Origin of the sequence: Klenkia terrae (assembly GCF_037083865.1) — a bacterium.
Taxonomy (GTDB): Bacteria; Actinomycetota; Actinomycetes; order Mycobacteriales; family Geodermatophilaceae; genus Klenkia; species Klenkia terrae.
Map to the genome: position 1 here is coordinate 1 of NZ_JBAPLV010000025.1, position 23,344 is coordinate 23,344.

Annotated in this window: 18 protein-coding genes; 16 read left to right on the top strand and 2 right to left on the bottom strand. The window is 74.3% G+C overall.

Annotation, left to right across the window (positions count from 1 at the left end; genetic code table 11):
- Positions 1 to 46: 46 nt before the first annotated feature.
- Both UXQ13_RS18840 and pgi read left to right on the top strand, forming a co-directional pair.
- Positions 47 to 481 carry a potassium channel family protein gene (locus UXQ13_RS18840; RefSeq protein WP_336392726.1) on the top strand — a complete coding sequence of 145 codons (435 nt, stop codon included), beginning with the start codon at positions 47 to 49 and terminating at the stop codon, positions 479 to 481.
- Positions 482 to 535: 54 nt separating this feature from the next.
- Positions 536 to 2,203, top strand: a complete 1,668-nt coding sequence (gene pgi / locus UXQ13_RS18845) for a glucose-6-phosphate isomerase (RefSeq protein ID WP_336392727.1) — start codon at positions 536 to 538, stop codon at positions 2,201 to 2,203.
- Between the two features lie 40 nt (positions 2,204 to 2,243).
- Here the strand turns inward: pgi and UXQ13_RS18850 are convergent, their stop codons facing one another.
- Both UXQ13_RS18850 and UXQ13_RS18855 read right to left on the bottom strand, forming a co-directional pair.
- Complete coding sequence (locus tag UXQ13_RS18850; protein ID WP_336392728.1) at positions 2,244 to 2,906, bottom strand: MBL fold metallo-hydrolase; 663 nt, start codon at positions 2,904 to 2,906, stop codon at positions 2,244 to 2,246.
- A gap of 59 nt (positions 2,907 to 2,965) precedes the next feature.
- Positions 2,966 to 4,366 (bottom strand): serine/threonine-protein kinase, encoded by a 1,401-nt coding sequence (locus UXQ13_RS18855; RefSeq protein ID WP_336392729.1) that lies wholly within the window; start codon positions 4,364 to 4,366, stop codon positions 2,966 to 2,968.
- 191 nt (positions 4,367 to 4,557) lie between these two features.
- Here UXQ13_RS18855 and UXQ13_RS18860 point away from each other — a divergent pair, with 191 nt between their 5' ends.
- The 14 genes from UXQ13_RS18860 (at position 4,558) to UXQ13_RS18925 (ending at position 23,331) form a co-directional block, all read left to right on the top strand.
- A complete protein-coding gene (locus tag UXQ13_RS18860; protein ID WP_336392730.1) occupies positions 4,558 to 6,228 on the top strand; it encodes a serine/threonine-protein kinase in 1,671 nt (556 codons plus the stop codon).
- Positions 6,229 to 6,287: 59 nt separating this feature from the next.
- Positions 6,288 to 7,706 (top strand): amidase, encoded by a 1,419-nt coding sequence (locus tag UXQ13_RS18865; RefSeq protein ID WP_336392731.1) that lies wholly within the window; start codon positions 6,288 to 6,290, stop codon positions 7,704 to 7,706.
- Between the two features lie 70 nt (positions 7,707 to 7,776).
- Entirely contained in the window at positions 7,777 to 10,707 is a 2,931-nt protein-coding gene (gene uvrA / locus UXQ13_RS18870; protein WP_225235398.1) for an excinuclease ABC subunit UvrA, read from the top strand.
- Positions 10,708 to 10,782: 75 nt separating this feature from the next.
- Complete coding sequence (uvrC, locus tag UXQ13_RS18875; protein WP_336392732.1) at positions 10,783 to 12,768, top strand: excinuclease ABC subunit UvrC; 1,986 nt, start codon at positions 10,783 to 10,785, stop codon at positions 12,766 to 12,768.
- A complete protein-coding gene (gene rapZ / locus UXQ13_RS18880) occupies positions 12,765 to 13,721 on the top strand; it encodes an RNase adapter RapZ (RefSeq protein WP_336392733.1) in 957 nt (318 codons plus the stop codon). The genes uvrC and rapZ overlap by 4 nt, the downstream gene beginning before the upstream one ends.
- A 50-nt stretch (positions 13,722 to 13,771) precedes the next feature.
- Positions 13,772 to 14,767 (top strand): gluconeogenesis factor YvcK family protein, encoded by a 996-nt coding sequence (locus UXQ13_RS18885; RefSeq protein ID WP_336392734.1) that lies wholly within the window; start codon positions 13,772 to 13,774, stop codon positions 14,765 to 14,767.
- 124 nt (positions 14,768 to 14,891) lie between these two features.
- On the top strand, positions 14,892 to 15,866 hold the full coding sequence (gene whiA / locus UXQ13_RS18890; protein WP_455428533.1) for a DNA-binding protein WhiA: 975 nt from the start codon (positions 14,892 to 14,894) through the stop codon (positions 15,864 to 15,866).
- Between the two features lie 122 nt (positions 15,867 to 15,988).
- Positions 15,989 to 17,650 (top strand): histidine kinase N-terminal 7TM domain-containing diguanylate cyclase, encoded by a 1,662-nt coding sequence (locus UXQ13_RS18895; RefSeq protein ID WP_336392735.1) that lies wholly within the window; start codon positions 15,989 to 15,991, stop codon positions 17,648 to 17,650.
- Between the two features lie 122 nt (positions 17,651 to 17,772).
- A complete protein-coding gene (gene gap / locus UXQ13_RS18900) occupies positions 17,773 to 18,774 on the top strand; it encodes a type I glyceraldehyde-3-phosphate dehydrogenase (RefSeq protein ID WP_225236095.1) in 1,002 nt (333 codons plus the stop codon).
- 2 nt (positions 18,775 to 18,776) lie between these two features.
- On the top strand, positions 18,777 to 19,985 hold the full coding sequence (locus UXQ13_RS18905; RefSeq protein WP_225235403.1) for a phosphoglycerate kinase: 1,209 nt from the start codon (positions 18,777 to 18,779) through the stop codon (positions 19,983 to 19,985).
- The gene (tpiA, locus tag UXQ13_RS18910; protein ID WP_225235404.1) at positions 19,985 to 20,794 is read left to right on the top strand and encodes a triose-phosphate isomerase; all 810 of its coding nucleotides are present in this window, start codon (positions 19,985 to 19,987) and stop codon (positions 20,792 to 20,794) included. Before UXQ13_RS18905 ends, tpiA begins: the two co-directional genes overlap by 1 nt.
- A 43-nt stretch (positions 20,795 to 20,837) precedes the next feature.
- The gene (locus UXQ13_RS18915; protein ID WP_336392736.1) at positions 20,838 to 22,568 is read left to right on the top strand and encodes an ABC transporter substrate-binding protein; all 1,731 of its coding nucleotides are present in this window, start codon (positions 20,838 to 20,840) and stop codon (positions 22,566 to 22,568) included.
- Positions 22,569 to 22,619: 51 nt separating this feature from the next.
- On the top strand, positions 22,620 to 22,853 hold the full coding sequence (gene secG, locus UXQ13_RS18920) for a preprotein translocase subunit SecG (RefSeq protein ID WP_263639396.1): 234 nt from the start codon (positions 22,620 to 22,622) through the stop codon (positions 22,851 to 22,853).
- Positions 22,854 to 22,989: 136 nt separating this feature from the next.
- Positions 22,990 to 23,331, top strand: coding sequence for an RNA polymerase-binding protein RbpA (locus tag UXQ13_RS18925; RefSeq protein ID WP_225235406.1), 342 nt, complete (start codon positions 22,990 to 22,992; stop codon positions 23,329 to 23,331).
- The last annotated feature ends 13 nt before the right edge of the window (positions 23,332 to 23,344 follow it).

The following is a 23,344-nucleotide window of genomic DNA, read 5'->3' on the forward strand; positions in this document are numbered from 1 at the left end:
CTGCGTGCCCGACCAGCCAGGGTCCGGGACGACGAGGAGGAGCCGGATGACACGGGTCGTGGACGGGCTGATCGCGTGCGCCAACCGCACGCCGTTGGCGATCGGGGTGTACCTGGGCGCGGTGCTGGCCTCGGCGGTGGGCGTCAGCCGGCTGGAGCACTGGGGGTTCGGCGACTCGGTGTGGTGGGCCTTCGTGACCACCACGACGGTGGGGTACGGCGACCTGTCCCCGGCCACGATCCCGGGCCGGGTCATCGCGGTGCTGACCATGTTCGCCGGGATCATCGGCATCGGCGTCATCGTCGGGCGGATCGCGGCGGTGGTGATCCGCACCCACGACGACTTCACGCACGAGGAGCAGGAGGAGCTCGCCGCCGACGTGGACGAGCAGCTGAAGCTGCTGCGGCAGATCCAGCGCGACCTCCGCACGGCCACCGGCGGCCGCGGGTCGGCATCGGGCTCCAGCCGCGCGCGCGGCTGATCCCGGCCTGCCCTAGCGTCGGGGACGACGATCCCCGATCCCCCTGGAGCTGACGTGGCTGCCGCCTCGCACGACCCGACCACGACCGCCGCCTGGTCGGCGCTGGGGGCGCACCGCGACGCCCAGACCCCCGACCTGCGCGGCTGGTTCGCCGCCGACCCGGGCCGGGCCGAGCGGCTCACCCTGGACGTCGCCGACCTGCACGTCGACCTGTCGAAGAACCTGGTCACCGACGAGACGCTGGACCTGCTCCGCCAGCTGGCCGAGCAGACCGGCGTCCAGGACCGGCTGCGGGCGATGTTCGCCGGGGAGCACATCAACGTCACCGAGGACCGGGCGGTGCTGCACACGGCGCTGCGCCGGCCGGCCGGGCTGGACCCGCTGACCGTCGACAGCCAGGACGTCGACGCCGACGTGCAGGCCGAGCTGGCCAAGGTCTACGCGTTCGCGGAGAAGGTCCGGTCGGGGGAGTGGACCGGGGTCACCGGCCAGCGGATCGAGACGGTGGTGAACATCGGCATCGGCGGGTCCGACCTCGGCCCGGTGATGGCCTACGAGGCCCTTCAGGCCTACGTGCAGGACGGCCTGACCTGCCGGTTCGTGTCCAACATCGACCCGACCGACCTGGCCGAGACCACGAAGGACCTGGACCCGGCCACCACCCTGTTCATCGTGGCGTCCAAGACCTTCGGCACGCTGGAGACGCTGACCAACGCCCGGCTGGCCCGGCAGTGGCTGTGGGACGGGCTCGCGGTCGAGGACGCCGACGAGGCCCGCCGGTCCGCCGTCGCCAAGCACTTCGTCGCCGTCTCCACCGCGCTGGAGAAGGTGGCCGACTTCGGCATCGACACCGAGAACGCCTTCGGCTTCTGGGACTGGGTGGGCGGCCGGTACTCGGTCGACTCGGCCATCGGGACCTCGCTGGCCGTGGCCATCGGGCCGGAGCGGTTCGCCGAGTTCCTGGCCGGCTTCCACGCCGTGGACGAGCACGCCCGCACCACCCCGCTCGAGCGCAACGTGCCGCTGCTGATGGGCCTGCTGAACGTCTGGTACGTCAACTTCCTCGGCGCGCAGACCCACGCGGTGCTGCCCTACAGCCAGTACCTGCACCGGTTCCCGGCCTACCTGCAGCAGCTGACGATGGAGAGCAACGGCAAGTCCGTGCGCTGGGACGGCGAGGCGGTCACCACCGACACCGGCGAGGTGTTCTGGGGCGAGCCCGGCACGAACGGCCAGCACGCGTTCTACCAGCTGATCCACCAGGGCACCCGGCTGATCCCGGCGGACTTCCTGGCCTTCGCCACGCCGCAGCACCCGCTGTCCGACGGCGGCACCGACGTGCACGCGCTGTTCATGGCCAACTTCTTCGCCCAGACCAAGGCGCTGGCCTTCGGCAAGACGGCCGAGGAGGTGCGGGCCGAGGGCACCGCGGAGGACGTCGTCCAGGCGCGGGTGTTCTCCGGCAACCGGCCGACCACCTCGATCATGGCGCCGTCGCTGACCCCGTCGGTGCTCGGCCAGCTGATCGCGCTCTACGAGCACATCACCTTCACCCAGGGCGCGGTGTGGGGCATCGACAGCTTCGACCAGTGGGGCGTCGAGCTGGGCAAGCAGCTGGCGCTGCAGATCGCCCCGGCGCTCACCGGCGACGCCGCGGCGCTGGAGTCCCAGGACTCCTCCACGAAGGCGCTCATCGACTGGTACCTGCAGCACCGCAGCTGAGGCCGGAGCGGGGCCGGCGTCGACCGGCCCCGGTCGGGGTTCACCAGCCGCGCTCGCGCCACTCCGGGAGGTGGGGGCGCTCGGCGCCGATGGTGGTGTCCTTGCCGTGCCCGGGGTAGACCCAGGTCTCGTCGGGCAGCGTGCCGAACAGCCGGGCCTCGACGTCGTCGAGCAGCTGGGCGAAGCGCGCCGGGTCCTTCTGCGTGTTGCCGACCCCGCCGGGGAAGAGGCTGTCGCCGGTGAACACGTGGTTGCCGGCCTCGCCGCCGCGCCAGACCAGGGCGATGGAGCCCGGGGTGTGCCCGCGCAGGTGGACGACGTCGAGCACCTGGTCGCCGACGGCCACCGTGTCGCCGTGGTCGACGGGGTGGCTGACCGGCACGGGCAGGTCGGCCGCGTCCGCCGGGTGGGCCATGGTCGCGGCGCCGCTGGCGGCGACCACCTCGGGCAGCGCGCGGTGGTGGTCCCAGTGGCCGTGCGTGGTGACCACGGCGGTCAGCCGGGTGTCGCCGACCAGGTCGCGCAGCGCGTCCGGCTCGGCGGCGGCGTCGACCAGGACGCCGTCCCCGGTGGCGGTGCAGATGAGCAGGTAGGCGTTGTTGGCCATCTCGCTGACCGCGAGCTTGGTGACGGTCAGGGCGCCCAGGTCGCGGGTCTGCGCGGGCCCGCCGACCTCGACGTCGCCGGTGTAGTCGCTGGTCATGGTGTCCTCCTGGTCGGGCGGTGCGGCGGGCCGGCCCAGGCTAACGACGCCGCGGGCGGTCAGCAGGAGTACCGGACGTCGAGGCTGCTGGTCCGGACCTCCGCCGACCCGCTGACGGTCAGCACGGCCGGGGCCACCACCGGGTCGCTGCCGGTGAGCCGGAAGTCCAGGACGAGCACGACGGTGCTCTGGCCGGACTCCACGGCGACGTCGGCGCTGGTCTGCGTGCGGCCGTCGGGCAGCGTCCACACCGCCTGCAGGCGGCCCGCGGTCCCGCTGGTCCGCAGGGTGGCGGTGGCCCGGTAGTCAGTGCCCGGGCAGCGTCCGTCGTCGCGGGACAGCTCGACCGCCGACGAGGTGATGGCGAAGGGGGTCGGCTCGGGCTCGTCGGGCTGCTGCCACCAGCGGACGGCCAGGACGGCGGCCAGCGCGGCCACGACCGGGAGCACCGCCGCGGCCGTGCGCCGTCCCCGCCCGGTGGCCCGGCGCCGGCGGGGGAGCGGTGCGCCGGCTCGGCCCTGCAGCAGGGCGGCGACCGCATCGGGCGCCGGGGTGCCGGGCGTGGTGACGACGGTGACCGGCGCCGCCGAGCGACCCCGCGGTGCCGGGACCTCAGCGGGCGCGCCGGCCAGGGCGGTGGTCAGGCCCGCGACCAGGGCTGTGGGGGCCGGCCGCGCCCCCGGGTCCTTGGCCAGCCCGGCGAGGAGGACGTCGTCCACCGCGGGCGGCAGGTGCGGGGCCACCGAGGTCGGCGCGGGCGGGGTGGCCGTGTCGTGCGCGGCCCACAGCGCGAGCGGGTCGTCGGCCAGGAACGGCAGCCGGCCGGTGAGCACCTCGAAGGCCAGCACGGCGAACGCGTAGGCGTCCGCCGCGGGGCCCGGTTCCTGGCCACCGAGCCCGGTCTCGGGGGCCATGTAGGCCGGGGTGCCGCGCACGCCGCCGTCCGACGTCCGGAACAACCCTGGGTCGGCCGTGACGCGGGCGAGGCCGAAGTCGCCGAGCTTGGCCCGGCCGTCCCCGGTGAGGAAGACGTTGCCCGGCTTGACGTCGCGGTGCACCACGCCGTGGTCGGCGGCCAGCGCCAACGCGGTGGCGACGTCCTGCAGCACGGCCAGGGCGAGCGGGACCGGGGGCGGGCCCTCGGTCAGCAACTGGTCCAGCGACCGACCCGGCACGTACTCCATCACCAGGAGCGCGTCGCCGTGGTCGGTGCGGAGGTCCAGGACGCGGACCACCGTCGGGTGGTCGAGCCGGGCGAGCACCTGGGCCTCGCGTCGGAACCGGCGCAGGTCGTCGTCGCCGGCCCAGCCGCCGGCGTGGATGCGCTTGACGGCGACCAGGCGACCCAGCGCGACCTGGCGGGCCAGCACCACCTCGCCGAACCCGCCCCTGCCGAGGACCCGGACGTGCTCCAGGTCCGCCGGCAGCGTGCGCCGTCGCCACCCGTCGTCGCCGACCACGGCAGCAGGATGGGCGCCGAGGAGCCGCAGGTCAACGGCCTGTGTGACGCAGGGTCACCGGTCCTCGGCCGCCGGCTCCGGCGCGCCGCCCGGCCTGGTGGACGGCTGTGCGGGACCACCCGTCCGGGGACCCCGATCACTAGGTTCCGCTCCCTCGGCCGACGAGGGCCGCCCCCCGACAGGACACCACGATGACGACGCAGCCAGGGACCCGCATCGGTGACTACCTGGTCGGCGAGCCGTTGGGCAGCGGCGGCGCAGGCACGGTGCACCGGGCCACCCACGTCGGGTCCGGGCAGGAGGTGGCGATCAAGGTCGCCGCGCCGCGGGCCGCGGGCAGCACCACCGACCTGCGCCGGGAGGCCGAGGTGCTGGCCCGGGCTGCGCACCCGAACGTGGTGGGCCTGGTGGAGGTGGTCGAGGACGGCGCCGACACCTGGGTGGTCCAGGAACTCGTCGACGGGCCCACGCTCGAGGACGTGCTCGTCGCGCACGGCTCGCTGACCCCCGAGCAGTCGCTGGGCGTGCTGCGCGGCGCGCTGACCGGGCTGGCCCACGTGCACACCCTGGGCCTGGTGCACGGGGACCTGTCGCCCCGCAACGTGGTCTTCGACCGGGCGGGGACGGCGAAGCTCGCCGACTTCGGGTCGGCCCGCGGCACCGGGGAGAGCGGCGCCACGGCCACGCCGGCGTTCAGCAGCCCGGAGGCGGTGCGCGGAGCCGGGGTGGGACCGGCCGCCGACGTCTACTCGGCCGCTGCGGTGCTGCACCTGCTGTTGACCGGGCGACCGGTCTTCCCGCACCGGGACGCCGCAGCCGTCCTCCGGGCGCACGTGTCCGAGCCGGCGCCGGCGCTGACCGGGCACGGGCCGCACCTGGCCGCGTTGCTGGACCGTGCGCTGGCCAAGGACCCCGCGGCCCGGCCGGCCGACGGTGCGGCGTTCCTGGCCGAGCTGGAGGAGGCCGCGCAGCGCACCTACGGCCCGGGCTGGCTGGGCCGGTCCGCGCTCACGGCGGTGGTGGGGGGCGCGGGTGCAGCGCTGACCGGGACGGCGGCCCCGGTGACAGCGGGGGGCGGCAGCACCGTGGTCGCCGGGGTGGCCGCGGCGGGTGCTGCGGCGGCCTCGGGCGGCTGGACGGCCGGGCGTTCCCTGCTGGCGGTCGGGGCGGCGGCCGTGGTCGTCGCCGGGGTGGTGACGTTCCTGCTGGTCGGCGGGGACGACGAGACGGATGTGCGCAGCGCCGCCGACGACGAGGCGTTGCGGACCAGCCAGGCGGCGGAGTCGATCGCCTCGGCGTCCAGCGCGGAGGCCTCCGCCAGCGCCTCCGCCGCCTCCGCCGCCTCCGCCGCCTCCGCCAGCGCGGCCGCCGTGGAGTCGCTGCGGGCCGCCCTCCCCGACGGGCTGTACGAGGCGACCTCGACCGTGGTGGAGTCCGCCGTGCCCGCCTTCCCGGTCGGGGACACCAGGGTCCTGACGTGGACTGTCACGTCGGAGTGCACCGCGTCGGGGTGCCAGAGCACAGTCGACGTCAGCAGCGGCGTCACCTACACGGGGACGTTCGACGGCGAGAGCTTTGATCTCACCGGCCCCGGCATCGCATTCTGCTTCGACGAGTCCGGGGCCTTGATCCCCGGGTCGGAGAGCGAGATCGCCGTCGTCACCGTCGACCTCAAGCCCGTCGATGCCGGGACGCCGGCGTTCTCGGGGACCGGCCTGCGGACGGTGACCGCGCTGCCGGGTCCGCAGACGCTGGTCTGCTCCTCGGACTACGAGCTGGGACAGCTGGCCGTGTCCGACTACACCGTCGACTACCTCGGCCCGGTGCCCGTGCCGGGCTCGCCCGCCGCGCCGACCGACTGAGTCCAACCGCGGCAGGCCGAACTGTCGGAGGGTCCGTCTAGGTTCGACCCATGGACTCGATGAGCAGAACCGGCGTCGTCCGGCAGCTGGTCGGGCTGCCCGCGACCGAGCTCGCCGCCCGGGTCCGCAGCGGCGAGCTGAGCGCTGTCGAGGTGGTCCGGGCACACCTCGCGCACATCGACGCGGTCGAGGCCCGGATCGGTGCCTACCGTGTGCTCCGGCACGACGCGGCGCTGGCCGAGGCAGCCGAGGTCGACGCCCGGCCCGACCGCGCGCGCCTGCCGCTGGCCGGCGTCCCGGTGGCGGTCAAGGACAACGTGGCCGTGGCGGGGGAGACGGCGACCGACGGCACCGCTGCGGCACCGGCCGTGGTCGCTCCGGCCGACCACCCCGTGGTCGCCCGGCTGCGGGCCGCCGGTGCGGTCGTCGTCGGGATCACCCGGGTGCCCGAGCTCTGCGTGTTCGCCGCCACCGACGGCCCCGGCACGGTCACCCGCAACCCGTGGGACACCGCGCTGTCGCCGGCCGGCTCGTCAGGCGGGAGCGCCGCGGCCGTGGCCTCCGGCGGGGTGCCGCTGGCGCACGGCAACGACGGCATGGGGTCCCTCCGGTTGCCCGCCGCCGCCTGCGGGCTGGTCACCCTGAAGCCCGGGACGGGGGTGGTGCCGGCGGGTCTCGGCGCCGACTCCTGGTCGGGCATGGCCGAGAACGGCGCCCTGGCCACCACGGTGGCCGACCTGGCGGTGGCGCACGCGGTGCTCGCCGACGGCGTGGTCGCCGAGCCCGTCGACGACGACGGAGCCGCGCTGGTGATCGCCGTCTCCACCCGGTCCCCGGTGCCCGGCACCCGCCTGGACGCCGAGGGCCGGGCCGCGGTCGAGGCCGTCGTCGAGCAGCTCCGCGCCCTGGGCCACACCGTCGTCCGGCGCGACCCGCCGGTGCCGACGGCGGCCGCGCTCGCCGTCCTGGCGCGCTGGGTGGCCGGCGCCGCCGACGACGCCGAGCACCTGGGTGCCGACCGGCACGCCCTGGAACCGCGGACGCGCACCCACGCCCGGCTGGGCCGGCTGGTGCGCCGGCTCGGGCTGGTCCGGCCGGCCACCGCCGCGGCGTTCCGGGAGCGGTCGACGGCGTGGTTCGCCGGCTCGGCGGAGTCCGCCGACCCGGGTGTCGACGTGCTGCTCACCCCGGTCGTCACCGGCCCGCCGCTGGCCGCCCGGCCCTGGCACGAACGCGGCTGGCTGGCCAACGTGACGGCCAACGCACGGTGGGCGCCGTGGACCTCGGCGTGGAACATGGCGGGCCTCCCGGCCCTTGTCCTACCGGCGGGGCGACGGGCCGGTGGGACCCCGCTGGCGGTCCAGTTCGTCGGCCCCCCGGGTGCCGAGACGCGACTACTCTGGCTCGCGGCAGAGCTGGAGCGCCGCGATCCCTGGCGCCGGCACGCCCCCGTCTTCGACCCCGCCGGCCCGGGCTGAGCCCTCGCCCGCGCCAGCACGGCAGCTCCGGCTGCGCCCCCCGACAGCGACCACACAGACAGGGACCCCTATGGACCGGCTCGTCGTCCGCGGCGCCCGCGAGCACAACCTCAAGGACGTCCACCTGGACCTGCCCCGGGACGCGATGATCGTGTTCACCGGGCTGTCCGGTTCGGGCAAGTCCAGCCTCGCCTTCGACACGATCTTCGCCGAGGGCCAGCGCCGCTACGTCGAGTCGCTGTCGGCCTACGCCCGCCAGTTCCTGGGCCAGATGGACAAGCCCGACGTCGACTTCATCGAGGGCCTGTCCCCGGCGGTGTCCATCGACCAGAAGTCGACCAACCGCAACCCCCGGTCGACCGTCGGCACCATCACCGAGGTCTACGACTACCTGCGCCTGCTCTACGCCCGCGCCGGCCAGCCGCACTGCCCCAACTGCGGCAAGCCGATCGCCCGGCAGACCCCGCAGCAGATCGTCGACCAGGTGCTGGAGATGACCGAGGGCACCCGCTTCCAGGTGCTCGCCCCCGTCATCCGCGCCCGCAAGGGTGAGTACGTCGACCTCTTCTCGTCGCTGCAGACGCAGGGCTTCTCCCGCGTGCGCGTCGACGGCACCGTGCACTCCCTCACCGAGCCGCCCAAGCTCAAGAAGCAGGAGAAGCACACGATCGAGGTGATCGTCGACCGGCTCACCGTCAAGGAGAGCGCCAAGCGCCGGCTCACCGACTCGGTCGAGACCGCCCTGGGCCTGGCCGGCGGCCTGGTCCTCCTGGACTTCGTCGACCTCGACGAGGACGACCCGGGCCGCGAGCGCACCTACTCCGAGCACCTGGCCTGCATCGACGACGGCCTGAGCTTCGAGGCGCTGGAGCCTCGCTCGTTCTCCTTCAACTCCCCGTTCGGCGCCTGCGCCGAGTGCACCGGCATCGGCACCCGCAAGGAGGTCGACCCTGACCTGGTCGTGCCCGACCCGGAGAAGAGCCTGGGCGACGGCGCGATCGCGCCCTGGGCCGGCTCGATGAGCAACGAGTACTTCACCCGGCTCCTCGGCGGCCTCGCCGACCAGCTCGGCTTCTCCATGAAGGACCCGTGGGAGAAGTTGCCGGCCAAGGTGCAGAAGGCCGTGCTGCACGGTTCCCCCGAGCAGGTGCACGTCCGCTACAAGAACCGGTACGGCCGCGAGCGCAGCTACTACGCCGCCTTCGAGGGCGTCCTGCCGTTCCTGGAGCGGCGGCACGAGGACACCGACTCGGAGTTCATGCGGGACAAGTACGAGGGCTACATGCGCGACGTGCCCTGCCCGGTCTGCCACGGCACCCGGCTGAAGCCGGAGATCCTGGCGGTCAAGCTCGACGGCCGGTCGATCGCCGAGGTCACCGGCCTGTCCATCGGCGACGCGTCCGAGTGGCTGGCCGCCCTGACCCTGGGCGAGCGCGAGCGGGCCATCGCCGACCGCGTGCTCAAGGAGATCCAGGCCCGGCTGTCGTTCCTGGTCTCCGTGGGGCTGGACTACCTCTCCCTGGACCGACCCGCGGCGACCCTGGCCGGCGGCGAGGCCCAGCGGATCCGGCTGGCCACCCAGATCGGCTCGGGCCTGGTCGGGGTGCTCTACGTGCTCGACGAGCCCTCCATCGGGCTGCACCAGCGGGACAACGTCCGGCTGATCGAGACCCTGGTCCGGCTGCGCGACATGGGCAACACCCTGATCGTCGTCGAGCACGACGAGGACACCATCAAGCAGGCCGACTGGATCGTCGACATCGGTCCCGGGGCCGGCGAGCACGGCGGCGAGGTCGTCGTCTCGGGCACCTACGAGGACCTGCTGGCCAGCGAGCGGTCCCTGACCGGCCAGTACCTGTCCGGCCGCAAGGAGATCGTCATCCCGGCCCAGCGCCGGCCCCGCACGCCGGGCCGTGAGCTGGTGGTCAAGGGCGCTCGCGAGCACAACCTGCGCGGGGTGGACGTCACCTTCCCGCTGGGCATGCTGGTCGCCGTCACCGGGGTGTCCGGGTCGGGCAAGTCCAGCCTGGTCAACGACATCCTCTACACCGTGCTGGCCAACCAGCTCAACCGCGCCCGCATGGTCCCCGGCCGGCACCGCACCATCACCGGCCTCGAGCAGCTGGACAAGGTGGTGGGCGTCGACCAGTCGCCGATCGGCCGCACGCCGCGCTCGAACCCGGCGACCTACACCGGTGTGTGGGACGCGATCCGCAAGCTGTTCGCCTCCACGGAGGAGGCCAAGGTCCGCGGCTACCAGCCCGGCCGGTTCAGCTTCAACGTCAAGGGCGGGCGCTGCGAGGCGTGCTCCGGCGACGGGACGCTGAAGATCGAGATGAACTTCCTGCCCGACGTGTACGTGCCCTGCGAGGTCTGCAAGGGCGCCCGGTTCAACCGGGAGACCCTCGAGGTCCGCTACAAGGGCAAGACGGTCGCCGAGGTCCTCGACATGCCCATCGAGGAGGCGGCGGAGTTCTTCGCCCCCATCAACAGCATCGCCCGGTACCTGACCACGCTGACCGAGGTCGGGCTGGGCTACGTCCGGCTCGGCCAGCCGGCCACCACGCTGTCCGGGGGCGAGGCCCAGCGGGTCAAGCTCGCCAGCGAGCTGCAGAAGCGGTCCAACGGACGCACGATCTACGTCCTGGACGAGCCGACCACCGGGCTGCACTTCGAGGACATCCGCAAGCTGCTGCTGGTCATCCAGGGTCTGGTCGACAAGGGCAACTCGGTCATCGTCATCGAGCACAACCTCGACGTGATCAAGAGTGCAGACTGGTTGATCGACATGGGTCCCGAGGGCGGCTTCCGCGGCGGCACCGTCGTGGGCGAGGGCACGCCCGAGCTCATCGCCGGCATCCCGGAGAGCCACACCGGGAAGTTCCTCGCGAACATCCTGGACCCCGCGCGGATGGAGGCGGCCGCGAAGAAGAAGCCGCGCAAGAAGGTGGCCGCCGCCCAGCCCGCGACCGACGCCGTCACCGAGGTCGTCGTCGGCTGAGGCCCGCTGCTCCGCAGGCCCCGAGGGGGCCTGCGGAGCACCACCGATGTCCGACCCCCGACCTAGCCTGGAGCCATGGCCGACCCGTCCACGTACCGACCGGCGGTCGGCAGCATCCCGGAGTCCCCGGGGGTCTACAAGTTCCGCGACCCCTCGGGGCGGGTCATCTACGTCGGCAAGGCCAAGAGCCTCCGCCAGCGGCTGAACAGCTACTTCGCCGACATCGCCGGGCTGCACCCGCGCACCCGGCAGATGGTCACCACGGCGGCGTCGGTCGAGTGGACCGTCGTCGGCACCGAGGTCGAGGCGCTGCAGCTCGAGTACAACTGGATCAAGGAGTTCGACCCCCGGTTCAACGTCCGGTACCGGGACGACAAGAGCTACCCCTCGTTGGCGGTCACCCTCAACGAGGAGTACCCCCGGCTGCAGGTCATGCGCGGTCCCAAGCGCAAGGGCGTCCGCTACTTCGGCCCCTACGCCCACGCCTGGGCGATCCGCGAGACCCTCGACACGCTGACCCGGGTCTTCCCCGCCCGCACCTGCAGCAACGGGGTCTTCAAGCGGCACGGCCAGATCGGCCGGCCCTGCCTGCTCGGCTACATCGGCAAGTGCTCCGCGCCGTGCGTCGGCAAGGTCACCGCCGAGGAGCACCGGGCCGTCGTCGACGACTTCTGCGACTTCATGGGCGGCCGCACCGAGCAGATCACCCGCCGCCTGGAGAAGCAGATGGCGCAGGCGGCCGAGGACATGGAGTACGAGCGCGCCGCCCGGCTGCGCGACGATCTGGGCGCGCTGCGCCGGGCGCTGGAGAAGCAGGCCGTCGTGCTCGGCGACGGCACCGACGCCGACGTGGTGGCCTTCGCCCAGGACGAGCTGGAGGCCGCCGTCCAGGTGTTCCACGTCCGCGGCGGCCGGGTGCGCGGCCAGCGGGGCTGGATCCTGGACAAGGTCGAGGACGTCGGCACCGGGGAGCTCGTCGAGCAGTTCCTGCTGCAGGTCTACGGCGGCGTCGACGAGCAGACGGGGGTCGGCGAGGCCGGCGAGGCGGTGCCCCGCGAGGTGCTGGTGCCCGAGCTGCCGGCCGAGGCCGACGTCTACGCCGAGCTGCTCAGCGAGCTGCGCGGGTCCCGGGTGTCGTTGCGGGTGCCCCAGCGGGGGGACAAGCGGGCGCTGATGGAGACCGTCGAGCGCAACGCCAAGGAGGCCTTCGCCCGGCACCGGGTCAAGCGCGCCGGCGACCTCACCGCCCGGTCCCTGGCGCTGTCGGAGCTGCAGGAGGCCCTCGACCTGCCCGACGCGCCGCTGCGCATCGAGTGCATGGACGTCAGCCACGTGCAGGGCACCAACGTGGTGGCCAGCATGGTCGTCTTCGAGGACGGGCTGGCCAAGAAGAGCGACTACCGGCGGTTCCAGGTCGCGCAGGGCACCGACGACACCGCCGCCATGGCCGAGGTCGTCCGGCGCCGGTTCGCCCGGCACCTCAAGGACGAGGAGGACCGGCGCGACGAGCAGGGCGTCGCCGCCGAGGAGGGCCGGGCCCGCAGGTTCGCCTACCCGCCGAACCTGCTGGTCGTCGACGGCGGCCAGCCCCAGGTGGCGGCTGCCGCGCGGTCGATGTCCGAGCTGGGCATCACCGACGTCGCCGTCTGCGGCCTGGCCAAGCGGATGGAGGAGGTGTGGCTCCCCGACGACCCCGACCCGGTCATCCTGCCGCGCACCTCCGAGGCGCTGTACCTGCTGCAGCGCGTCCGCGACGAGGCCCACCGGTTCGCCATCACGTACCACCGGCAGAAGCGCTCCGCCGGGATGCTGGTGTCGCTGCTCGACGACGTGCCAGGGCTGGGCGACACCCGGCGGAAGGCGCTGATGAAGGAGTTCGGGTCGCTCAAGCGGCTGCGGGCCGCATCCGTCGAGGACCTCACCCGGGTGCCCGGCATCGGTCGGCGCACGGCGGAGGCGGTGCTCTCCGCGGTGGGCGAGGAGCCCCCCGCCGCCGACCCGACCCCGACTGGGGATGATGGCGGCTCGACAGTCCCGCAGACCACCGGAGCCGCCCCGTGACCGAGCTGCCCGCCGCGGACGCCGACCCGACCGCCGCCGACCCGGCCGCCGACACCCCGACCGCCGCCGACGCGCCCGCTGACCCGGCCGCCGCGGGACCGCTTGAGGTCGTCGTGGTCACCGGTCTGTCCGGCGCCGGCAAGAACAGCGCCGGCCGGGTGCTCGAGGACCTCGGCTTCTTCGTCGTGGACAACCTGCCGCCGGCCCTGCTGGCGCCGATGGTCGAGCTGGGTGCCCGCGGCGACGTCCGCCGGTTCGCCGCCGTCGTCGACGTGCGCAGCCGGGCCTTCTCCAGCGACCTCGCCGAGTCCATCCGCTCGCTGACCGACGCGGGCCACCGGCCGCGGGTGGTCTACGTGCACGCCCGGGACGAGGTGCTGGTCCGCCGGTACGAGTCCAACCGGCGGGAGCACCCGCTGCAGGGCTCCGGGCGGCTGTCGGACGGGATCGCCGCCGAGCGGGCGCTGCTGACCGGCATCGCCGGGGACGCCGACCTGTGGGTGGACACCTCCGACCTGAACGTCCACCAGCTGCGCGCCACGCTGGAGGCGGCCTTCCTCAGCGAGGGCGCGGTGCCGGAGCTGACGGCCACCGTGCTCAGCTTTGGGTTCAAGTACGGCCTGCCGCTGGACGCCGACCTGGTCGTGGACGCCCGGTTCCTGCCCAACCCGCACTGGGTGCCCGAGCTCCGGCCGCTGACCGGCCAGGACGCCGCCGTCCGGGACCACGTGCTCGGTGCGGCCGACGCCACCGAGTTCCTGGACCGCTACCTGGACGTGCTGCGGCTGTTGGTCCCCGGGTACCGCCGGGAGGGCAAGAAGTACCTGACCCTCGCGGTCGGCTGCACCGGCGGCAAGCACCGGTCGGTGGCCATCGCCGAGGAGTTCGCCCGGCGGCTGTCCGCCGACGGCGTCACCGCCAACGCCCGGCACCGCGACCTGGGTCGCGAGTGACCACGGCGCCGGGACCTGCGGCGCCAGGACCCGCCGCGCCGGGAGCTGCGGTGCCCGGCCCCGAGGCATCCGTACCCACGGCGTCCGGGCCGTCCGTCGTGGCGCTGGGCGGCGGGCACGGCCTCGCGGCGGCGCTGGCCGCCTGGCGCCCGCTGGCCGGCGAGCTGACCGCGGTGGTGACCGTGGCCGACGACGGCGGCTCCTCGGGGCGGATCCGGCGCGAGATGCCGGTGCTGCCGCCCGGCGACCTCCGGATGGCGCTGGCCGCGCTGGCCGGCGACGAGCCCCGGACCCGCGAGATGGCCACCCTGCTGCAGCACCGGCTGGGCGGCAGCGGCGTGCTGGCCGGGCACCCGGTGGGCAACCTGGTGCTGACCGGGCTGACCGAGATGCACGGCGGGGACGCCGTGCGGGCCCTGGACACCCTCGCCGACCTCCTGGGTGCCCGCGGGCGGGTGCTGCCGATGGCCGACGTCCCGCTGGACCTGGTGGCGATCGTGGACACCGTGGACCCCGACGACCCCCAGCGGTCCCGGCACATCCGCGGCCAGGTGGCGATCGCGGCCAGCCCGGACCGGGTCCGCTCCATCCGGGTCACCCCCGCCGACCCCCCGGTGCACCCCGACGTCCTGGCCGCCATCGCCCGCGCCGACGTCGTCAGCCTGGGCCCGGGGTCCTGGTACACCTCCGTCCTGCCGCACCTGCTGGTGCCGCGGCTGCGCGCCGCGCTGGCGGCGAGCTCGGCCCAGGTGGTCGTCGTGCTCAACCTGGAACCGCAGGCGGGCGAGACGGACGACTTCTCCCCGGAGCAGCACCTGCGGGTGCTGCAGGACCACCTGCAGGGCGTGCCGTTGCACACCGTCATCGCCGATGCGGATGCGGTGGTTGACCGCCGTGGTCTGCTGTCAGCTGTGCAGGGATGCGGCGCGACCTTGGTGCTGGCGCCGGTGGCGGCAGCGGACGGACCGCCCCGGCACGACCCGGAGCTGCTGACCGGGGCGCTGGCCTCGGCGCTGCGCGGAGCTCCCGGAGCAGGTGCCCGGTGATGCCGCGCCGGTCCCGGGTGCGGCAGGATCGGACATCGACGGTCCCCACCGCCACCACCGCGAGGCACCCCGCGTGCCCGGTGCGGGGCGGACGGGTCGAGGGGGAGTGGGGCAGCGCATGGCGATGACGGCGATGGTGAAGGACGAGCTCTCCCGGGTGGAGTGCACGAAGACCTCCGAGCGCAAGGCCGAGGTGACGGCGCTGCTGCGCTTCTCCGGCGGGCTGCACATCGTGGGCGGACGGGTGGTCATCGAGGCCGAGCTGGACACCGGCTCCGTGGCCCGCCGCCTGCGCCGCGACATCAGCGAGGTCTACGGCTACACCAGCGGGGTCAGCGTGCTGGCCGGCGGCAACATCCGCCGCGGCGTCCGCTACCTGGTCCGCATCGCCAAGCACGGCGAGGGCCTCGCCCGGCAGACCGGCCTGGTCGACCAGCGGGGCCGGCCGGTGCGCGGGCTGCCGCCGGCGGTCGTCTCCGGCGGTCTCAACGACGCCGAGGCCGCCTGGCGCGGGGCGTTCCTGGCCCACGGCTCGCTCACCGAGCCCGGCCGGTCCTCCTCCCTGGAGGTGACCTGCCCCGGCCCCGAGGCGGCGATGGCGCTGGTGGGTGCCGCCCGCCGGCTGGGCATCGCGGCCAAGGCGCGGGAGGTGCGCGGCGCCGACCGGGTGGTCGTCCGCGACGGCGACGCGATCAGCGCGCTGCTCACCCGGATGGGCGCGCACGAGGCCGTGCTCACCTGGGAGGAGCGGCGGATGCGCCGGGAGGTCCGGGCGACGGCCAACCGGCTGGCCAACTTCGACGACGCCAACCTGCGCCGGTCCGCGCGGGCCGCGGTCGCGGCCAGCGCCCGGGTCGAGCGGGCCCTGGAGATCCTGGCCGACGAGGCCCCCGAGCACCTGCTGGTCGCCGGGCGGCTGCGCCTGGAGCACGGTCAGGCGTCGCTGGAGGAGCTGGGCCAGCGGGCCGACCCGCCGATGACCAAGGACGCCGTCGCCGGCCGGATACGACGGCTGCTGGCGATGGCCGACAAGCGCGCGAAGGACCTGGGCATCCCGGACACCGAGTCCGTCGTCACCGACGACATGATCGGCCCCTGACCCGGGTCCTCACCCGCCCGGGTCACGACCGCCGTCCGCCGGCTCCCCGCCGGGCCCGGGGGTGCCGAAGCAGGGGGTGACCCCGGCCGACGTCGCGACCGGGCGGCGGACGGGGGAGCCAGGTGCGGGGGACCGTCTGGGTGCTCGTGTTCGCCCTCGCCCCGATCATCACCGCCGCGGTCGCCCTGGTCGCCTGGCGCCGCCGCCGGGACAACCCCGCCGCCCGGGCCCTCGCCCTGGTACTCGTCGGGGTCAGCGTCTGGTGCCTGGCCGTCGGGCTGGTCCTGGCGCCCGTCCCGCCGGCCGTCCGGGCCGCGGGCTTCCCGGCGATCTTCCTGGCCGTGGGCGCCACCGTCGTCGGCTTCCTCGCGCTGAGCCGGGTGCTGGCCGACCCCGGGTGGCGGCCGCGCCGCTGGCTGGTGGCCCTGGTGGCCGTCGAGCCGGTGCTGCTCGCGGTGTGCAGCAGCCTGCCGGCGACCACCGACCTGGTCTTCGGCCGTACCGACCTCACCGCGCCCGCCGGCGCGGTGCAGATGATCGGCGGACCGCTCTTCGCCGCGCACTCCGCCTACAGCTACGCGTTCATCGCACTCGGCCTGCTCCGGCTCGCCCGGACCGCCCTGCGGGGTCCGCAGGTCGTCCGCCGCCAGGCCGCCGTCCTGCTGGCCTCGGCGCTCCCGCCGACCGCGGGCAACCTCGTCCTCACCGTGGGCATGCAGGGCAGCGGCGTGGTGGACCTGACGCCGCTGTTCTTCATCGTCACCGGCCTGGTCGCCGGGTGGGCGATCCTCCGCCTCGGCCTGCTGGCGGTCGTGCCCGTCGCCCGCGACCAGGTGGTCGAGACCATGACCGACGGCGTGCTGGTCACCGATGCCGTCGGCCGGGTCATCGACCTCAACCCGGCTGCCCGGGCGCTGCTGACCGCGCTGCGGCCCGGGGCCGGGGCCACCCTGCTGGGCCGTCCGCTGCGGGAGCTCACCGGGCCGGACCTGCTGGACGCGGTGCTCCCCGACGGCCCTGGCGCCGACGGCACCTACTCGACCGGCCGGGCCGTGGTCGAGGCGGCGCCCGGGCGCTGGCTGGACGTGCAGTCGGTCCCGGTCGCCTCCGCCGGACGACGGATCGGGCGGGTCACCGTGGTCCGGGACGTCACCGAGGCCCAGCTCCGGGAGGCCGACCTGCGCCGGCTGGCCCAGCAGCTGGCCGAGCAGGTGGCCACCATCGACCGGCTGCGGGCGACGCTGGCCGAGGAGGCCGTCCGGGACCCGCTCACCGGCCTGCACAACCGCCGGCACCTGGACCGCGCCCTGCTCCACGACCTCGCCAGGTCGGTGGACGAGGGTCTGCCGGTCGCCGTCGTCCTGGTCGACGTGGACCGCTTCAAGTCCGTCAACGACCGCTTCGGCCACGGCACCGGGGACGCCGTGCTGTGCGCGGTGGCCGCCGAGCTGCGGGCCGGCACCCGGACCGGGGACACGGTCGCCCGGGCCGGCGGCGAGGAGTTCGTGCTGGTGCTGCCCGGCGCCGACGAGGCCGAGGCGCTCGCCCGGGCCGAGACGGTGCGGGCCCGGGTCGGTGCCCTGCGGCACCCGGTGCCCGACGGGGTCCTGGCCGTGACGCTGAGCGCCGGGGTCGCGGTGGCCCGGCACGGCGGGCGCGGTGCGGCCGACCTGCTGGCCCGGGCCGACCGGGCGCTCTACCGGGCGAAGAGCGGCGGCCGGGACCGCGTCGTGGTGGCCGGGGACGCCGGTGCAGACGTCCGCGACGTCTTGTCGACCGCCTGACCTGCGAGGACGGGCAGCTCTCGCGCTCCTGGGGCAGGCCGCTAGGGTTCTGTGCGAGGCGGTGTCGTGCGCCCTGCGCGACCCCCGGATGGACATCACACATCGCACCCACGGAGGTCCCAGTGACGGTACGGGTCGGCATCAACGGGTTCGGTCGGATCGGCCGCAACTTCTACCGCGCAGTCGCCGCCAGCGGCCAGGACATCGAGATCGTGGCGGTCAACGACCTCACGAGCAACGACGTCCTCGCGCACCTGCTCAAGTACGACTCGGTCCTCGGGAAGTTCCCCGAGGAGGTCTCCTCGACCGCGGACGGCATCGTCGTCGGCGGCAAGACCATCACCGCGCTGGCCGAGCGCGACCCGGCCAACCTGCCCTGGGGCGACCTGGGCGTGGACGTGGTCATCGAGTCCACCGGCTTCTTCACCAAGGCCGCCGACGCCCGCAAGCACGTCGAGGCCGGTGCCAAGAAGGTCATCATCTCCGCGCCCGCGACCGACGACGACATCACCATCGTCATGGGCGCCAACCACGAGCTGTACGACGGCTCGCAGACCATCATCAGCAACGCGTCCTGCACCACGAACTGCCTGGCCCCGCTGGCCAAGGTGCTCAACGACGCCTTCGGCATCGAGCGCGGTCTCATGACCACGATCCACGCCTACACCGCCGACCAGAACCTGCAGGACGGCCCGCACAAGGACCTGCGCCGCGCCCGCGCCGCCGCGCTGAACATCGTCCCGACCTCGACCGGTGCGGCCAAGGCCATCGGCCTGGTCCTGCCCGAGCTCAAGGGCAAGCTCGACGGCTACGCCCTGCGCGTCCCGGTCCCGACCGGCTCGGCCACCGACCTGACCGTCACGCTGTCCCGCGAGGTCACCGTCGACGAGGTCAACGCCGCCTACAAGGCCGCCGCCGACGGCCCGCTGGCCCCGTACCTGGTCTACACCGACGCCCCGATCGTCTCCTCGGACATCGTCACCGACCCGGCGTCGTGCATCTACGACTCGGGCCTGACCAAGGTCTTCGGCAACCAGGTCAAGGTCGTCGGCTGGTACGACAACGAGTGGGGCTACTCCAACCGGCTGGTCGACCTCACCTCGCTCGTCGGCTCGAAGCTCTGACGATGCGGACCGTCGACGAGCTGATCGCCGAGGGGGTCGAGGGCAAGCGCGTGCTCCTGCGCGCCGACCTGAACGTGCCCCTCGACGACTCCACCGGCGATCGGGTCATCACCGACGACGGCCGGATCCGGGCCAGCCTGCCCACCTTGCAGGCGCTCCGCGACGCCGGCGCCCGCGTCGTCGTCGCGGCGCACCTGGGCCGGCCCAAGGGCGAGCCGGACCCCCGGTTCTCCCTGGCGCCGGTCGCCGCCCGGCTGTCGGAGCTGCTGGGCGTGCCCGTCCCGCTGGCCACCGACACCGCCGGCTCCGGTGCCCAGGCCGCGGTCGCGGCGCTGACCGACGGCGACGTCTGCCTGCTGGAGAACGTCCGCTTCGAGGCGGCCGAGACCAGCAAGGACGACGACGCCCGGGGCGCGCTGGCCGACCGGTTCGCCGCCCTGGCCGACCTCTACGTCGACGACGCCTTCGGGGCCGTGCACCGCAAGCACGCCTCGGTCTACGACGTGGCGCTGCGGCTGCCGCACGCGGCCGGCCGGCTGGTCGCCCGCGAGCTCGAGGTGCTCACCCGGCTGACCGGGGAGCCCCAGCGGCCCTACGTCGTCGTGCTCGGCGGCTCGAAGGTCAGCGACAAGCTCGCCGTCATCGAGTCGCTGCTGCCCACGGTGGACAAGCTGCTGGTGGGCGGCGGGATGTGCTTCACCTTCCTGGCCGCCCAGGGCCACGGGGTCGGCGACTCGCTGCTGGAGACCGACCAGGTGGACACCTGCCGCCGGCTGCTCGAGCAGGCCGGGGACAAGATCGTGCTGCCGGTCGACGTGGTCTGCGCCGAGGCGCTGGTCGCCGACGCCCAGGTCAAGGTGGTGCCGGTGCAGGCCATCCCCGACGGGCTCAAGGGCCTCGACGTCGGCCCGCACACCGTCGAGCTGTTCGCCGGCCAGCTGGCCGATGCGCACACGGTCTTCTGGAACGGCCCGATGGGCGTGTTCGAGCTGGCGCCGTTCACCCACGGCACTCGGGGGGTGGCCACCGCGGTGGCCGCCGTCGACGGGCTGTCCGTGGTCGGCGGCGGCGACTCCGCCGCCGCGGTCCGCCAGCTCGGCCTGGACGAGGACGCCTACGGCCACATCTCCACCGGGGGCGGTGCGTCGCTCGAGTTCCTGGAGGGGCGCGAGCTCCCGGGCCTGGCCGTGCTCGCGGACGGGGCCGTCTGATGGCCCGCACGAAGTCCGGGAAGGTCTACCAGGGTCGCCGGCCGCTCATCGCCGGCAACTGGAAGATGAACCTGACCCACCTGGAGGCCATCGGCCTGGTCCAGAAGGTCGCGTTCGGCCTCAAGGAGCCCGAGCTGGAGGCGGCCGAGGTGGTCGTCGTCCCGCCGTTCACCGCCATCCGCAGCGTGCAGACGCTGGTGCAGGGCGACAAGATCGAGATCGGCTTCGGCGGGCAGGACCTGTCGGTCGCCGACTCCGGTGCCTACACCGGTGAGATCAGCGGCGCCCAGCTCAAGGCGCTGGCCTGCACCTACGTCGTCGTCGGCCACTCGGAGCGGCGGGCGCTGCACGCCGAGACCGACGAGGTCGTGGCGGCCAAGGTGCGCAAGGCGATCGAGCACGAGCTGGTGCCGATCCTGTGCGTGGGGGAGGGGCTCGACGTCCGCAAGGCCGGCGAGCACGTCCCGTACACCACCGCGCAGCTCGATGCGGCGCTCGAGGGCCTGGACGCGGCCACCGTGGCCGGCGTCGTCGTGGCCTACGAGCCGGTGTGGGCGATCGGCACCGGCGAGGTGGCGACCCCCGAGGACGCGCAGGAGGTGTGCGGCGCGATCCGGGCGCGGCTCGCCGAGCGTTTCGGGCCGGAGACCGCCGACGTCGTCCGTATCCTCTACGGGGGTTCGGTGAAGGCCGGCAACACCGCGGGCATCCTCGCCGGACCGGACGTGGACGGGGCACTGGTGGGCGGCGCGAGCCTGGACGCCGACGAGTTCGTCTCCATCTGCCGCACCGCAGCCGAGAGCCGCTGACCCGCAGGGGCGGCGGCCCACCCACCGGAGGACCGCCGCCCCCGTGAGGCCCCACCCGCACCGGTCCCGTGCCGTCCTCGCCCTGCTCGTGCTGGTCGCCCTCCTGGCCGGCTGCAGCGGGGGCGACCCCGCCGACAGCTCGGTGCCGACGGTCGGGGGCACCCCCGACGGCGGGCTGGACGGCGTCCGGTCCCCGTCGGAGGCCCAGGGCGGCACCCTGCGACTGGTCACCGCGCAGGTGGACAGCCTGGATCCGCAGCGGTCCAACGTGCCGGCCATCTGGAACCTGATGCGGCTCTACACCCGCACGCTGGTCACCTACTCGAGCACCCCGGGCAGCACCGACCAGCTCGTGCCCGACCTCGCCACCGACCTCGGGACGACGCCGGACGGCGGGGTCACCTGGCGGTTCACGCTGCGCCCCGGGGCGGTCTTCGAGACCGGCCGGCCGATCACCAGCCGCGACGTCAAGTACGGCATCGAGCGATCCTTCGCCGTCGACGTGGTGAGCGGCGGGCCGAACTTCGTGCTGGACCTGCTGGACCCCGACAGCCTCTACGCCGGGCCCTACCAGGACGAGTCGCCGGACCGCCTGGGCCTGACCACCATCGCCACCCCGGACGACGCGACGATCGAGTTCACCCTCTCCCGCGCCGCACCGGACTTCCCGTTCGTGCTGGCGCTGCCGTCGTCGTCCCCGGTGCCGGTGGAGAACGACACCGGTGCGGGCTACGAGGCCGACCCGGTCTCGTCGGGGCCCTACGCGATCACCTCGGTCGACCCGCAGACCGGGATCGTGCTGGACCGCAACCCGGCCTGGACGCCCGACAGCGACCCGGTGCGCACCGCCCTGCCCGACCAGGTGGTCGTCCGGACCGGGCTGACCGGGCTGGACCGCGACCAGGCGCTGCTGGCCGGGTCAGCGGACGTCGACCTGTCGGGCATCGGGGTGCAGCAGGCCACCGTGAACCGGTTCGCCGAGGACGAGGACCTGGCCGGCCGGGTCGACGACCTGACCACCGGGTCGCTGCGCGTGCTGGCGCTGCCCACCACCGTGGAGCCGATGACGGTCCCGGACTGCCGGGCCGCGGTGGCCGCTGTCGTGGACCGGGCCGACGTGCAGGACGCCCTGCAGGACCTCGGCGACGCGGTGCGCAGCTCGGTGCTGTGGCCCCGCTCGCTCCCCGGCGGCCCCGCCGACCCGGACCCGGCGGCCGACCTGGACGCCGCGCGGCAGGCGCTGGCCGCGTGCGGTCGACCCGACGGCTTCGCGGTGACGATGGCCGTCCCCGACGTGCCCATGTCGGTGTCCGTCGCCGAGCGGCTGGTCGCCCAGTTCGCGCAGGTGGGCATCGTGGTGACCCTCGCCCCGCTGGACGCCACCACCTACTACACCGCCGGCATCGGCTCACCGGCCGCGATCAACGGCGGCCAGTACGGGATGGTGCTGGCCAGCTACGCCGCCGACCTGCCGACCCCGGCCTCGTTCCTGGTCCCGCTGGTGGACGGACGGTCGATCACCGAGCAGGCCGGCAACGCCAACTACGCGCTGCTGAACGACCCCGGGGTGGACGCCGCCGTCGACGCCGCGGTGGGGGCCGGGGACGTCGCCGCCTGGGCGGCGGTCGCGGACACCGCGCTGGCCACCCACGCCCTCGTGCCGCTGGCCGAGACCCGGGTGCAGCTGCTGGCCGGCCAGCGGCTGCGCAACGGGGTCGTCATGCTGCCCTACAACGGCTACGACGTGGCCACGGCCGGCGTGGTCGGCGGCTGACCGGCGTCCCGTAGGCTGGTCCGTCGGCTGCCCGCTCGAACTGGAGAACCCGTGATCGAGATCGTCCTGAACGTGCTGCTGGTGCTCACCAGCCTGCTGCTCATCGTGCTCATCCTGCTGCACCGCGGCAAGGGCGGTGGGCTCTCCTCCATGTTCGGCGGCGCCGCGTCGTCCTCGCTGTCCGGGTCCTCGGTGGTCGAGAAGAACCTCAACCGGCTGACCGTCTTCACCGCGGCCATCTGGACCGTGTGCATCATCGGGCTGGGCATCCTCCTCAAGGTCTGACGCCCGCCATCCGGTCGGGCAACACCGACCTGACCAGGACTTTCCCGTCTCCTCATCGTGACCTGGGTGTCACCTGAGTGGGCCTACACTCCACGCCGCGGGGGTTCGGACGGGAAACCTGAGGGTGGGAGCGCACGTGGCTGGTGGGAGCGCGATCCGGGGCAGCCGGGTCGGGGCAGGTCCGATGGGTGAGTCCGAGCGGGGGGAGTCGGCCCCGCGGGTGCGGGTCGTCTTCTGGTGCGCCAAGCGCCACGACACCCCGATCGCCTTCGCGCACGACGTCGAGGTCCCCGAGACCTGGGACTGCCCGCGCTGCGGGCTCCCGGCCGGCCAGGACGAGCAGAACCCGCCGCCGCCGCCGCGCAACGAGCCGTACAAGACGCACCTGGCCTACGTCCGGGAACGCCGGACCGACGCCGACGGCGACGCCCTCCTCGAGGAGGCGCTCAGCAAGCTCCGCGCCCGACGCGGAGCATGACGACAGGACGCCG

What these genes read in the sequence shown, in the direction of transcription:
- UXQ13_RS18840 (WP_336392726.1), top strand. Translation starts at nt 47, where the DNA reads ATGACACGGGTCGTGGACGGGCTGATCGCGTGCGCCAACCGCACGCCG.
- UXQ13_RS18850 (WP_336392728.1), bottom strand. Translation starts at nt 2,906, where the DNA reads ATGACCAGCGACTACACCGGCGACGTCGAGGTCGGCGGGCCCGCGCAG.
- UXQ13_RS18860 (WP_336392730.1), top strand. Translation starts at nt 4,558, where the DNA reads ATGACGACGCAGCCAGGGACCCGCATCGGTGACTACCTGGTCGGCGAG.
- UXQ13_RS18865 (WP_336392731.1), top strand. Translation starts at nt 6,288, where the DNA reads ATGAGCAGAACCGGCGTCGTCCGGCAGCTGGTCGGGCTGCCCGCGACC.
- uvrA (WP_225235398.1), top strand. Translation starts at nt 7,777, where the DNA reads ATGGACCGGCTCGTCGTCCGCGGCGCCCGCGAGCACAACCTCAAGGAC.
- uvrC (WP_336392732.1), top strand. Translation starts at nt 10,783, where the DNA reads ATGGCCGACCCGTCCACGTACCGACCGGCGGTCGGCAGCATCCCGGAG.
- whiA (WP_455428533.1), top strand. Translation starts at nt 14,892, where the DNA reads ATGACGGCGATGGTGAAGGACGAGCTCTCCCGGGTGGAGTGCACGAAG.
- UXQ13_RS18905 (WP_225235403.1), top strand. Translation starts at nt 18,777, where the DNA reads ATGCGGACCGTCGACGAGCTGATCGCCGAGGGGGTCGAGGGCAAGCGC.
- tpiA (WP_225235404.1), top strand. Translation starts at nt 19,985, where the DNA reads ATGGCCCGCACGAAGTCCGGGAAGGTCTACCAGGGTCGCCGGCCGCTC.